This window comes from Leucobacter sp. (assembly GCF_053528595.1).
Genome location: NZ_JAIVPF010000065.1, coordinates 1 through 12,258, shown reverse-complemented (window position 1 = coordinate 12,258; position 12,258 = coordinate 1). Strand labels below are relative to the sequence as shown.

Annotated in this window: 11 protein-coding genes and 1 other RNA gene; 7 read left to right on the top strand and 5 right to left on the bottom strand. The window is 71.2% G+C overall.

The genetic code is table 11. The features are described from left to right. The first annotated feature begins 41 nt into the window (after positions 1-41). The 3 genes from ACWKZU_RS13460 (at position 42) to rnpB (ending at position 2,237) form a co-directional block, all read left to right on the top strand. The gene (locus ACWKZU_RS13460; protein ID WP_449282842.1) at positions 42-884 is read left to right on the top strand and encodes a Nif3-like dinuclear metal center hexameric protein; all 843 of its coding nucleotides are present in this window, start codon (positions 42-44) and stop codon (positions 882-884) included. 30 nt (positions 885-914) lie between these two features. Further along, complete coding sequence (locus ACWKZU_RS13455; protein WP_449282841.1) at positions 915-1,649, top strand: zinc ribbon domain-containing protein; 735 nt, start codon at positions 915-917, stop codon at positions 1,647-1,649. A gap of 204 nt (positions 1,650-1,853) precedes the next feature. Beyond that, an RNA gene (gene rnpB / locus ACWKZU_RS13450) (RNase P RNA component class A) lies at positions 1,854-2,237 on the top strand. A gap of 80 nt (positions 2,238-2,317) precedes the next feature. Here rnpB and ACWKZU_RS13445 read toward each other — a convergent pair. Together ACWKZU_RS13445 and map are read right to left on the bottom strand one after the other, a co-directional pair. Then, on the bottom strand, positions 2,318-2,827 hold the full coding sequence (locus tag ACWKZU_RS13445) for a bifunctional nuclease family protein (protein ID WP_449282840.1): 510 nt from the start codon (positions 2,825-2,827) through the stop codon (positions 2,318-2,320). A gap of 121 nt (positions 2,828-2,948) precedes the next feature. Beyond that, positions 2,949-3,818, bottom strand: a complete 870-nt coding sequence (map, locus tag ACWKZU_RS13440; protein WP_449282839.1) for a type I methionyl aminopeptidase — start codon at positions 3,816-3,818, stop codon at positions 2,949-2,951. A 76-nt stretch (positions 3,819-3,894) separates the two neighbouring features. Here map and ACWKZU_RS13435 point away from each other — a divergent pair, with 76 nt between their 5' ends. The 3 genes from ACWKZU_RS13435 to ACWKZU_RS13425 all read left to right on the top strand — a co-directional run bounded on the left by ACWKZU_RS13435 (position 3,895) and on the right by ACWKZU_RS13425 (position 8,676). Beyond that, positions 3,895-4,098 (top strand): methionine aminopeptidase, encoded by a 204-nt coding sequence (locus ACWKZU_RS13435; RefSeq protein WP_449282838.1) that lies wholly within the window; start codon positions 3,895-3,897, stop codon positions 4,096-4,098. A 127-nt stretch (positions 4,099-4,225) separates the two neighbouring features. After that, entirely contained in the window at positions 4,226-5,563 is a 1,338-nt protein-coding gene (gene glnA / locus ACWKZU_RS13430) for a type I glutamate--ammonia ligase (protein WP_449282837.1), read from the top strand. Positions 5,564-5,565: 2 nt separating this feature from the next. After that, positions 5,566-8,676, top strand: coding sequence for a bifunctional [glutamine synthetase] adenylyltransferase/[glutamine synthetase]-adenylyl-L-tyrosine phosphorylase (locus ACWKZU_RS13425; RefSeq protein ID WP_449282836.1), 3,111 nt, complete (start codon positions 5,566-5,568; stop codon positions 8,674-8,676). Between the two features lie 287 nt (positions 8,677-8,963). On the opposite strand, the gene glnA (ACWKZU_RS13420) is transcribed toward ACWKZU_RS13425, so the two are convergent. From glnA (ACWKZU_RS13420) to ACWKZU_RS13410, 3 genes are all read right to left on the bottom strand, one after another. Further along, on the bottom strand, positions 8,964-10,388 hold the full coding sequence (gene glnA / locus ACWKZU_RS13420) for a type I glutamate--ammonia ligase (RefSeq protein ID WP_449282835.1): 1,425 nt from the start codon (positions 10,386-10,388) through the stop codon (positions 8,964-8,966). 182 nt (positions 10,389-10,570) lie between these two features. Then, the gene (locus ACWKZU_RS13415) at positions 10,571-10,999 is read right to left on the bottom strand and encodes an RDD family protein (protein ID WP_449282834.1); all 429 of its coding nucleotides are present in this window, start codon (positions 10,997-10,999) and stop codon (positions 10,571-10,573) included. Between the two features lie 4 nt (positions 11,000-11,003). After that, the gene (locus ACWKZU_RS13410; RefSeq protein ID WP_449282833.1) at positions 11,004-11,693 is read right to left on the bottom strand and encodes a DUF4191 domain-containing protein; all 690 of its coding nucleotides are present in this window, start codon (positions 11,691-11,693) and stop codon (positions 11,004-11,006) included. A gap of 160 nt (positions 11,694-11,853) precedes the next feature. Between ACWKZU_RS13410 and ACWKZU_RS13405 the strand changes: the two genes are divergently transcribed. Further along, positions 11,854-12,258 (top strand): hypothetical protein (locus ACWKZU_RS13405; protein WP_449282832.1); only part of this gene is annotated, 405 nt, incomplete at its 3' end.

The following is a 12,258-nucleotide window of genomic DNA, read 5'->3' as shown; positions in this document are numbered from 1 at the left end:
GACCCGATGGCGCGCGGTCTCGCGCCCGGTAGGCTCGGGGCATGAGCGAAGCGACCCTGGGCGATCTGCGGCGGGCCTGCGAGGGGCTGTGGCCCGTCGGCACGGCCGAGGCGTGGGATCGCGTCGGCCTCGTGTCCGGGGCCGACGGCGCCCCGCTGCGGCGGGTGCTGCTCGCGGTCGACGCGGTCGGGGCCACCGTCGACGAGGCCCTGGAGTGGGGGGCCGATGCACTGTTCACCCATCACCCGCTGCTGCTGCGCGGCATCCACACCCTCGCCGAGGACACCGCGAAGGGGGCGCTGCTCGCCCGGCTGATCCGGGGCGGCTGCGCCCTCTACGCCGCGCACACGAACGCCGACCAGCCCGAGGGCGGGGTCTCCGCCGTGCTCGCCGCGCGCCTCGGACTCGAGGGCGCCGAGGCGATCGTGCCGGGGGACGGCCCGCGGCCCGGCGAGGTGTTCGGGATCGGGCGCGTCGGCGCGCTGCCGGCCCCGGTCGCCCTGCGCGATTTCGCCGCTCGGGTGGCGTCGATCCTGCCCCCGACCGTCACCGGGGTGCGCGTGGCGGGGGATCCGGCGCGACCCGTGTCCCGGGTCGCGCTGCTCGGCGGCGCGGGGGACGGCCTGCTCGACCATCCCGCCGTGCGCGGGGCGGACGTGTACCTCACCTCCGACCTGCGGCACCATCCCGCTCAGGAATCGCTGGAGCTCTCGGCGGCCGCCGGCGGCCCGGCACTCGTCGACGTGGCGCACTGGGCGAGCGAGTCGCTGTGGCTCGAGGGGGCCGCGCAGCTGCTGGGGGAGCGGCTGCCGGGCGTCGAGTTCCGGGTGAGCGGGCTGCGCACCGATCCGTGGACCTTCGCCGTCGGCGCGAGCGCCGGTTGAGCCTCCCGGAATCAAGCTAGGCTTGCAGCCATGAAGGCCAGCCCCCGCCAGCAGCGACTGCTGCTCGATCTCCAGCAGCTCGACCACACCATCGCCCAGCTGCGCCGCAAGCGCGCGACGCTGCCCGAGCGGGCCGAGCTCGACGGCCTCGCCGGCGAGATCGCCGCGGCCCGCGACCGCTTCATGTCGGTGCAGCGCGAGCTCGACTCCCAGAACGCCGAGATCGCGCGCGTCGAGGCCGACATCGCGATGGTGCGCCAGCGCCGCGAGCGCGACGAGCAGCTCCTCTCGGTGAGCACGTCGAGCAAGGAGGCGCAGGCGCTGCAGGGCGAGCTGGACACGCTCGCGCGCCGCAAGGGCGAGCTGGAGGACCGCGAGCTGGAGCTGATGGAGGTGCAGGAGCGCGCGCAGGCGGAGTTCGGCGAGGCCGAGCGCCTGCTGGGCGGCGTCGACGAGCGCCGGGCGTCGCTGCAGGAGCGGATCGACGAGGCGGAGCAGCGGCTCGACCGCGAGATCGCGTCGAACACGGAGGAGCGCGCCGGACTCGCCGCGGAGATCCAGCGCGAGCTGATCGACCTCTACGAGGAGCTGCGCGGCCGCATCGGGATCGGGGCCGCGCGGCTGCGGGGCAACGTGTCGGAGGCGAGCAACATGGCGCTCGCGCCGGCGGAGCTCAGCGACATCCGCGCCGCGGCTCCCGACGAGATCGTGTTCTGCCCCGGGACCGGGGCGATCCTGGTGCGCGACGCCGACACGGCGGGGTAGCCGCTGGGCGTACACCTGCGCCTGCAGCTGCAGCTGCAGCTGCAGCTTGCGCCGCCCTCGCCCCGCCCGCCGCACCGAGCCCTGTGCGCGAGACCGCGCGAATCATCGGTGCCGGACGCATCGGTTTGGAATGATCGGCTCGGTTTCGAACGATCGGCTCGGTTTCGGCCAGGTGCGCGATAGCGGGTAGTCTGGAAAGCGGAATGGGTCGGCGAGACGGTCGCGTCGCGGTACCGCTTGCGGTGCGCGCCGAGGAACGTCCGGGCTCCGCAGGGGAGAACGGTGGGTAACGCCCACCCGGGGCAACCCGCGAGAAAGTGCAACAGAGAGCAGACCGCCCGAACCGGCTCGCCGGAACGGGTAAGGGTGAAAGGGTGGTGTAAGAGACCACCGGCGTCCGTGGTGACACGGGCGGCCAGGTAAACCTCGTTCGGAGCAAGGCCAGACAGAAGACGTTGACGCTCCCCGCCGAGTCTTCGGGTAGGCCGCTAGAGGGTACTGGCGACAGTGCCCCGAGAGAGATGACCGTCGCCCCGGGCCCGCACGGGCCTGAGGAGACAGAACCCGGCGTATGACCCGGCCCATTCCATCCCGCTTCCGCGCAGCGGCAGCCCGTGCCGCGGCGCGTCGTCCCGGATCCGTACTCCGGGCCACGGGCGCTCGGCCGATCAGTCCTCGAAGTCCTCCGGCTCGACGTCGTCGAGGAACCTGCGGAACTCGGCGAGCCGCTCCTCCGTGAGCTCCTCCCCGTCCTCGTCCGCCTGCTCCGCCGGGTCGGGGACTCCGGCCTCCTCCAGCACGGACTCCGCCACGTGCATCGGCGCGCCGGCGCGGCGGGCGATCGCGATGGCGTCCGACGGGCGCGCGTCGATCACCCGGGGACCGCCGGGAGTCTCCAGGTGGATCTCGGCGTAGAAGGTGCGATCCTCGATCCTGCTGACCTCGACGCGGCCGATGCGCGCGCCGAGGGAGTCCACGAGGTGCACCATGAGGTCGTGCGAGAGCGGCCGGGGGGTCGTGGCGCCCTGCACCGCGATGAGGATGGACGCGGCCTCCTGCTGGCCGATCCAGATGGGCAGGATCCTGCCTCCCGCCGCTCCCTCCGTCACCGGTTCGAGCAGCAGGACGAACTGGCCCTGGGCGTCCTGGGCCATGCCCCTCACCCTGACCTCGACCATGAGCCTCCTCCGATCGCCCGCGGGCGCCGATCCCGCTCCCTTCGAGTCTCCTCGGGGGCGCCGCGGCGCGCAAGGGGCGGCGCGCGCCGGGCAGATCCTCCGCTGCGCGGCTCGCGAAGCGCTACTCGGAGACGGTCAGCAGCTCGAAGCCGTCCTCGCGCACGACGACCGTGTGCTCGAACTGCGCGGTGATGCTCTTGTCGCGCGTGGTGATCGTCCAGCCGTCGTCCCACTGATCCCACTCGTGGGTGCCGAGCGTGAGCATCGGCTCGACCGTGAACACCATGCCGGGCACGATCACGTCGGCGTAGGCGGGCGCGGAGTCGTAGTGCGGGATGATGAGGCCCGTGTGGAACGACGAGCCGACGCCGTGCCCCGTGAAGTCGCGGACCACGCCGTAGCCGAAGCGCTTGGCGTAGGTCTCGATGACACGCCCGATCACGTTGACCTGACGACCGGGCTTGGCGGCCCGGATGCCCCGCATCATGGCCTCGTGGGAGCGTTCGATCAGCAGGTCCACCTCCTCCGAGACGGCGCCGACGCGGAAGGTGCGGTTGGTGTCGCCGTGGAAGCCGTCGAGATACGCGGTGACGTCGACGTTGACGAGATCCCCCTCGCGCAGCACGGTGTCGTCCGGCACGCCGTGGCAGATCACCTCGTTGACCGAGGTGCAGGAGGAGGCGCGGTAGCCCCGGTAGCCGAGCGTCGAGGGGTAGGCCCCGTGCGAGGTGACGTACTCGTGCGCGATGCGGTCGAGCTCGGCGGTCGCCACACCCGGCCGCACGGCCGCTCCCACCGCGTCGAGCGCGCGCGAGGCGATGCGTCCGGCGGCGCGGATGCGATCGATCTCGGCCTCGGTGTAGGTGTTGTCGCCCGTGTATGCGGGAGGTTCGGCGAGCCCGACGTAGGGCGGGCGCGCGATGCGCGCCGGAACCGTGCGGACGGGCGGGAGGGTACCGGGAACGAGATGGCCGTGTGCATCGAAGGGCATACCTCATAGTCTATGAAGTGCGCCGGGCAGAAGACCGGTGCGAGGTGTCGGACGACGTAACGATCGGAGTGGCAGCATGACCAAGAAGGAGTGGGGCATCGACGATCCCCAGGAGACCTACTGGTTCAACACGCGCACGCGCGAGGTGGAGGAGGGGCCGCAGTCGCTGTCGGTCGATCGGCTGGGCCCGTTCGCGACGCGGGACGAGGCCGCGCGCGCCGAGGAGATCATCGCCGAGCGCGCGCGGAAGTGGGCGGAGGAGGACGCCGCCGAGGACTGACCCGCGGGTTTCGGCTCTGTAACACGAATGTCACGGGGCCGCGATAGTCTGATGCTGGCGGCGCGCGGGTGCCGCTCGATCCGGCCGACGAGCCGGCCGGATCACGCACGAGCGAAACGGAGCCGGTGTGAGCAAGCAGCGCGATTTTGTTCTCCGCACCATCGAGGAGCGCGGCGTGAAGTTCGTGCGCCTCTGGTTCAGCGACGTCTCGGGCACGTTGAAATCGGTGGCGCTCGCCCCGGCCGAGGTCGAGGGCGCGTTCAGCGAGGGCATCGGGTTCGACGGCTCCGCGATCGAGGGTCTCACCCGCGCCTACGAGTCCGATCTGCTGGCGGTGCCGGATCCCTCGACCTTCCAGCTGCTGCCGTGGCGCAGCCAGACCGCCCCGACGGCGCGCATGTTCTGCGACATCCGCACCCCGAACGGCGAGCCCGCCGTCGCCGACCCGCGCAACGTGCTCAAGCGCACGCTCGCCCTGGCCGCCGAGCAGGGCTTCACCTTCTACACGCACCCCGAGATCGAGTTCTACCTGCTCAAGTCGAAGGACTTCGGGCCGGACGGCCCCGTTCCGGTGGATCGCGCCGGGTACTTCGACAACGTGCCCGGCGGCACCGCGCACGACTTCCGGCGCGAGAGCGTGAACATGCTGGAGGAGCTCGGCATCTCGGTCGAGTTCAGCCACCACGAGGCGGGCCCGGGCCAGAACGAGATCGATCTGCGCTACGCCGACGCGCTCACCACCGCCGACAACATCATGACGTTCCGCACCGTGGTGAAGGAGGTGGCCATCTCGCAGGGGGTGCACGCGACCTTCATGCCGAAGCCGCTCGCGGGCCAGCCCGGCTCGGGCATGCACACCCACGTCTCCCTGCTCGAGGGCGACTCCAACGCCTTCTACGACGCGGGGGCGAGGTATCAGATCTCGCAGACCGGCCGCCGCTTCATCGCGGGCCTGCTGCGGCACGCGCCCGAGATCACGGCCGTCACCAACCAGTACATCAACTCCTACAAGCGGCTCTGGGGCGGTGACGAGGCCCCCTCGTTCGTGAGCTGGGGGCACAACAACCGCTCGGCCCTGGTGCGCGTACCGATGTACAAGCCCGGCAAGGGCGACGCGGCGCGCGTCGAGTACCGGGGCATGGACAGCGCGGTGAACCCCTACCTGGGCTTCTCCGTGCTGCTCGCGGCCGGGCTCAAGGGCATCCAGGAGGAGTACGAGCTGCCGCCCGAGGCCGAGAACAACGTGTGGGCGCTGAGCGACGGCGAGCGGCGGGCGATGGGCTTCGACCCGTTGCCGACGAGCCTCGACCACGCCCTCGCGGTGATGGAGCGCTCGGAGCTCGTCGCGGAGACGCTCGGAGAGCAGGTGTTCGCCTACCTCATCCGCGACAAGCGCCGCGAGGTGTCCGAGTACCGCAGCCAGGTGACCCCCTACGAGCTCTCCTCGATGCTCGACACGGTGTAGCCGTGCCCGGCGGCGACACGGGCGGTGCGCCGTCGGCGTTGAAGCTCGCCGACGTCGCACGCGCCGGCTTCCAGGATCTCTCGGCGGCGCGCGATGAGCTGCAGGAGCTCGCCGGTTCGCTCGGCGTCCCGGTCGCGGATCTGCTCGAGGCGTTCGCGCGCGCGGCGGATCCCGATGCCGCGCTCGTGCGGGTGCGGCATCTGGAGGAGCGGCACCCCGGAATGCTGCGAACGCTCGACGCCCGATCGCTGCGGCGCCTCGGCCTGCTGGTCGGAGCCTCGCCGGCGCTCGGCGACTTCTTCTCGCGCCGGCCGGAGCGGCTGGGCGAGATCCTCGCCGAGGGCGGTCGTGTCGTCGACGTCGAGACCGCGCGCGAGGAGCTTCTCGCGGCCGTCGCCGACGCGGACGGCGGATCGCGCGCCGGATCGGGCGCCGTGCCCGACTCCGGATCGTCGGCGCCGGCGATTGCGGGCGAGGCCGGGTGGAACGCGCTGCGGGTGCGGTACCGCGAACTGCTCGCCTCGCTGATGCTGCACGATCTGCGCCGCGGGCGGAGAGGGCGCGCCGCCGATGCCTTCGAGCAGGTGGCCTCCTCGCTGTCGGCTCTCGCGGCCGCGGCGATCGAGGCCTCCCTGGCGGTGGCCCGGGCCACCATCGCGGCGGGCGGCTCGGGTCCGCCCGTCGGCGCCGAGCGTCTCGCCGCACTGCGCCTGGCCGTCGTGGCCATGGGCAAGTGCGGCGCGGAGGAGCTGAACGTGGTGTCGGACGTCGACGTGATCTTCGTCGTCGAGAGCGCCGACGAGGACGCGGTGAACGGCGACGCCCTGATCCGGCTGGGGACCCGCCTGGCGAGCGAGACCATGCGCGGGATCCACGATCCTGCCCTCGAGCCCCCGCTGTGGCAGCTCGACGCGAATCTGCGCCCGGAGGGTCGGCACGGCCCGCTCGTGCGCACGCTCGGATCGATGCTCAGCTACTACGAGCGCTGGGCGAAGGGGTGGGAGTTCCAGGCACTCCTCAAAGCGCGGCCGCTCGCCGGTGATCTCGAGCTGGGAGAGCGCTTCGTGGCCGGCACCCGCGAGCTCGTGTGGGCCTCTTCGTCCCGCGAGGACTTCGTCGGGTCGGTCCAGCGCATGCGCCGGCGGGTGACCGAGCACATCGACGACGACGAGCTCGAGGTGCAGATCAAACTCGGCCCCGGCGGGCTGCGCGACATCGAGTTCAGCGTGCAGCTGCTGCAGCTGGTGCACGGCCAGTACGACGAGCGGCTGCACCTGCGCGGCACGCTGCCCGCGCTGCGCGCGCTCGTCGACGGGGGATACGTGGCCCGCAGCGACGGGGAGCGGCTCTCCGACGACTACCGGCTGCTCCGCGTGCTCGAGCACCGGCTGCAGCTGCGCGAGCTGCGGCGCACGGCCATCATGCCCACCGACGACGAGGGGCTCCGGGTGCTGGCGCGGGCCAGCGGCCTGGCGGGGACGGGGGAGGAACTGCTCGCGCTCTGGGAGCGCACGAAGCGCGAGGTGCGCGAGCTGCACCTCAAGATCTTCTACGCGCCGCTGCTGAGCGCGGTGGCGGCGCTGCCCGAGGAGGAGCTCGTGCTGGGATCGGAGGAGGCGCGGGCGCGTCTCACCAGCATCGGCTTCCGCGATCCCGACGGCGCGATGCGACACCTCGCCGCGCTCACGCGGGGCACCTCCAGGCGTTCCCGGATCCAGCGCAACCTCATGCCGGTGCTCCTGCAGTGGCTCGCGGAGGGCACCGATCCCGATTACGGGCTGCTCGCGTTCAGGCGGGTGAGCGAGGCCAATCGCGAGAACCCCTGGTATCTCCGCCTGCTGCGCGACGGCACGGACGCCGCCGAGCGCCTCACCCGCGTGCTCTCCTGCTCCCGCTTCGCCGCAGAGCTGCTCGAGTCGATCCCCGACGCGGTGGCCTGGCTCGAGCGCGACGAGTCCCTGCGCCCGGTCGCACTCGCGACCCTGCTCGACGAGATGCAGGCGCTCGCCTCGCGACGCGAGAGCATCGAGGCGGTGGCCGCCGCGCTGCGGGCGGTGCACCGGCGGGAGGTGCTGCGGCTCGCGATGGGGCGCATCGTGGGCGCGATCGACGACGCCGAGGTCGCGGCGGGTCTCGACGTGGCTCACACCGCGCTGCTCGACGCGCTGCTGATCGCGCTGTTCCAGGCGGAGGGCTCGGACGACCCCGTGGCGCCGTCGGCGGTGCCCGCGGGCCTCGAGCTCTCGCTCATCGGCATGGGGCGCTACGGCGGCCGGGAGCTGGGTTTCGCGTCGGACATCGACCTCGTCGCGGTGTTCCGCGCCCCGGCCGAGATCCCCGCCGATCGCGCTTCGAGGGCGGCCGCGCGCGTCGTGTCGGAGCTGCGGCGGCTCGTGTCGGATCCGCGCTTCCCGGTCGATCTCGACTTCGACCTGCGCCCCGAGGGCAAGAACGGTCCGCTGGTGCGCAGCCTCGACGCCTACCGGAGCTACTACGAGCGGTGGTCGGTGACCTGGGAGGCGCAGGCCCTGCTGCGGGCGCGGCACGTGGCCGGTGGGGTGCGGCTCGGGGCCGATTTCATCGCGATGGCCGACGAGATCCGGTACCCGGCCTCGTTCGGCGAGGAGCAGGTGCGCGAGGTGCGCCGCATCAAGGCCCGCGTGGAGGCGGAGCGGCTGCCCCAGGGGGCGGATCCGCGGCGCCACCTCAAGCTGGGACCCGGCGGCGTCAGCGACGTGGAGTGGCTGGTCCAGCTGCTGCAGCTGCGGGAGGGCGCCCGCCACGCCGGGCTGCGCACCGTTTCGACGCTGCGCGCACTCGACGCCGCCGCCGAGCTCGAACTGATCTCCGCCGAGGACGCGAGACAGCTGGCCGAGTCCTGGCGGTTCGCGAGCCGCGTCCGGTCGGCGCTGAAGCTGTGGACCGGCCGGCGCTCGGACACGCTGCCCGCCGACTGGGTCGACCTCGAGGGCATCGCCGGCGTGCTCGGCCTGCCGAGCGGCCGCACTTCCGAGTTCGAGGAGCGCTGGTTCGCCGTGTCGCGCCGGGCGAGAGCGGTGTTCGAACGGGAGTTCTTCGGCTACGTCGAGGACGCGCACATCTCGCGGTACTGAGCGGCCGCCTCGGCCGCTGCCGTCGCTTCACCGTCACTTCACGAAACATGCTCCAATTGTTTACTTGGAGGGCTAGCCAAAAACGTTATCGAAGCGTAATCTGATCGTTATGCAGTACTTACAATCATTTCTCGAGGCCCTGCTCGCCGAAGACGGGGCCGAGTTCGAGGACGAACTCGAATCCTGACCGATCGCACGTGCGCAACAGCGGCGTTGCCCGAACTGAAACGAGGACGTCCCCGGCCATCGGCCGGGGACGTCCTCGTCGTTCGGGAGCCTCGTGCGGGTTACACGCCGTAGTAGAGCTCGAACTCGAACGGATGCGGGCGCAGCGCCATCGGAGCGATCTCGTTCTCGCGCTTGTAGTCGATCCAGGTCTGCACGAGCTCCTCGGTGAAGACGCCGCCCTCGAGCAGGAACTGGTGGTTGGCCTCGAGCGCGTCGAGGGCCTCCTCGAGCGAGCCGGGCACCTGGGGGATGTTCTTGGCCTCCTCCGGGGGCAGCTCGTAGAGATCCTTGTCGATCGGCTCCATCGGCTCGATGCGGTTGCGGATGCCGTCGAGGCCCGCCATCATCTGCGCGGCGAAAGCGAGGTAGGGGTTGCCCGAGGCGTCGGGGGCGCGGAACTCGATGCGCTTGGCCTTGGGGTTCGACCCGGTCAGCGGGATGCGCACGGCGGCGGAGCGGTTGCCGGCCGAGTAGGCGAGGTTGACGGGCGCCTCGTAGCCCTTGACCAGGCGGCGGTAGCTGTTGATCGTCGGGTTGGTGAAGGCGAGCAGCGCGGGGGCGTGGTGCAGGATGCCGCCGATGTACCAGCGAGCGACGTCGGAGAGCTGCGCGTAGCCGTTCTCGTCGTAGAACAGCGGCTCGCCGCCCTTCCAGAGCGACATGTGGGTGTGCATGCCCGAGCCGTTGTCGCCGAAGACGGGCTTCGGCATGAAGGTGGCGGTCTTGCCCCAGAGCTCGGCGGTGTTCTTCACGACGTACTTGAACTTGAGCACGTCGTCGGCGGCCTTCACGAGCGTGTTGAAGCGGTAGTTGATCTCGGCCTGGCCGGGGGCGCCGACCTCGTGGTGCGAGCGCTCCAGGTGCAGGCCCGCCTCGATGAGCCGCAGCGAGATGTCGTCGCGCAGGTCGGCCTGCTTGTCGACGGGGGAGACGGGGAAGTAGCCGCCCTTCTCGCGGGTGGTGTTGCCCAGGTTGCCGCCCTCGACCTTGCGGGCGGAGTTCCACGAGGCCTCCTCCGAGTCGACCTCGTAGAAGGTGCGGCGGGGGGTGGTCTCGTAGCGCACCGAGTCGAGGATGTAGAACTCGGCCTCGGGGGCGAAGAACGCGGTGTCGGCGACCCCGGTGGACGCGAGGTACTGCTCGGCCTTCTTGGCGACCTGACGAGGATCCTTCGCGTAGATCTCGCCGGTGCGGGGGTTGAAGATGTCGCAGATGACGATCAGGGTGCGCTCGGCGCGGAACTGGTCGACGTAGGCGGTGGTGACATCCGGGATCAGCTGCATGTCCGATTCGGCGATACCCGCGAAGCCGCGGATCGACGAGCCGTCGAACATCTGACCGACCTCGAAGAAGTCGAGATCCACCGTGGCAGCGGGAATGTTGAAGTGCTGCTGCACTCCCGGCAGATCGGTGAAACGGATGTCGACGAACTTGACGTCCGTCTCCTTGATGAAGTCGATGACTTCCTGCGGGGTGTTGAACATGCTGCTCCTTTTCGCCTGTGCGCAGTTCCGTTCGGGATCGCTGCGCGAAACCGAACGACTGCGTTCAACCCTACGCGACCGTGATTTCAGAAGCGTGATTCCCGTGTTTCGCGCGTGTTACGCGGGCGGGGCGCATAGCGCGCCGAAACAGCCCGGAAACCGGAGCGCCGACGAGGAGCCGCTCACGCGCGGATGAGCACCGTGCCCGCGATCTTGTCGTGGAAGCCGCGCTGGTCCGAGTCCCAGACGAGCACCGGAATCACGAGGCACAGCAGCACCGTGCGCACGAGGGGTCGCCACGGGCCGACCCACCCGCCGGAGAGGGGCACCACGCGCAGCCCCAGCAGGCGGTGCCCGATGGAACCGCCGAGCGTCGGGATGAAGACGATCTGCATCACCGCGAAGATCAGATAGTTCCACCACTCGGGATGAGGGCCGCCGATCAGCAGGTAGGCGGGAAGCGCCGCGAGACCCCAGTCGAGGAAGATCGCCAGAACGCGGCGGCCGAGCCGGCCCACCGAGTGCGGGCCGGCATCGGGCAGGCCGAGGCGCTCGCCCGGCCACTTGCTGGGCTCGAGATCGCCGAAGCGCTGCGGAGCTGAACTCGCCATCGGATCAGCGCGGGCGCTGGGAGCGGATGCGGTTCGGATCCATGCCCTTCGGGATGCCGACGGGCGCGGCTTGCAGCGAGGAGAGGCGGTTGTAGACCGCGGCGACCTCGTTGCGGTTGAGCTTCGGCTTCAGCTTCACGAGGGTCTTGGAGAGCCTGGCGAGGGGGATGCCGTCGCCGTCCGGGCCGACGTACAGGTGCACGATCTCGACGTTGCGCAGCGCGCGCCGGATCTTCCGCTCCTCGTCGGACGCCATGCGCTGCGTGCGCTGCCGCGATCCCTCGGAGATGAGCACGATGCCGCCCCGCCCCACGACGCGGTAGACCGCGTCCTGGTTGCGGTTGATGGCGACCGGCACCTCCGAGCCGCGCCACGACCGGCGCAGCGCGCTCTGCACGACCGCGCCGACCGCGCCGGGGCGGCCCTCGATCTGCTGGTAGGCGATCTTCTCGGCCCGGCGGCCCAGCACGATCATCACCAGCAGGATGCCGACGAGGATGCCGGTGATCGGCCACAGCACCCATCCGAACCAGTTGTCGCTCAGAAGCCAGGCGAGCAGCACGGAGACCGCGACGGGCGCGATGAAGCAGAGCAGGAGCACCCACGGCAGGTTTCGATCATGGACCTTCGTGGTCCTGTAGATCTCCACCATCTGCCGAATACGGCCGGTCCGCTTTGCCTTCTCTTCTGCCATACATCAAGGGTATCGCCTCTGAGCGGGGGTGCGGTCCGCGGGGAGCGGGAAGCGGCCGCATGTTCGCTCACAGCGGGCGTGCGGCGGCGGTGGGAGGCCCGCTGTCCCCGGATCCGCGGCACGCGCCGCCCACTTGCCGTGCCGCGCGCACAATGGAGGGATGTTCGGGATCCAGCGTTCGCGTCCGCCCGCGTCGATGCCGGGCGCCGCGGCGGCTCTCGCCGCCCGCCTCGAGCTGCTCTGCGCGGCGGGGATCGAACTGCGCGCCCGCGGGGTGTGCGCGGCGCCCGATCGCCGCGAGGCCGGCCACGCCCTGCGCGGTCACGATGCCGGGTGCCGCGCCATCGGCCTCCCGCTCGAGCGCACCGTGCGGGCGCTCCGGTGGTGGGACGGCGCGGGTGCTGCCGGGCTGCTGACCGAGGCGCTCCGCGAGGCGGTGGAGGAGATCGACGCGCTCGGGGAGGAGTGGTCGCCCGCGGAGGCCCGCGAGATCGTCGGCTACGCGATCGCGCAGCGGATCACCCCGATCCCGCAAACGCGAAGCGGGCCGCGACTCCCGGTGGAG

Excerpts from the sequence above, each read along its gene's own strand:
- ACWKZU_RS13460 (WP_449282842.1), top strand. The coding sequence starts at position 42 with ATGAGCGAAGCGACCCTGGGCGATCTGCGGCGGGCCTGCGAGGGGCTG.
- ACWKZU_RS13455 (WP_449282841.1), top strand. The coding sequence starts at position 915 with ATGAAGGCCAGCCCCCGCCAGCAGCGACTGCTGCTCGATCTCCAGCAG.
- ACWKZU_RS13445 (WP_449282840.1), bottom strand. The coding sequence starts at position 2,827 with ATGGTCGAGGTCAGGGTGAGGGGCATGGCCCAGGACGCCCAGGGCCAG.
- map (WP_449282839.1), bottom strand. The coding sequence starts at position 3,818 with ATGCCCTTCGATGCACACGGCCATCTCGTTCCCGGTACCCTCCCGCCC.
- ACWKZU_RS13435 (WP_449282838.1), top strand. The coding sequence starts at position 3,895 with ATGACCAAGAAGGAGTGGGGCATCGACGATCCCCAGGAGACCTACTGG.
- glnA (WP_449282835.1), bottom strand. The coding sequence starts at position 10,388 with ATGTTCAACACCCCGCAGGAAGTCATCGACTTCATCAAGGAGACGGAC.
- ACWKZU_RS13415 (WP_449282834.1), bottom strand. The coding sequence starts at position 10,999 with ATGGCGAGTTCAGCTCCGCAGCGCTTCGGCGATCTCGAGCCCAGCAAG.
- ACWKZU_RS13410 (WP_449282833.1), bottom strand. The coding sequence starts at position 11,693 with ATGGCAGAAGAGAAGGCAAAGCGGACCGGCCGTATTCGGCAGATGGTG.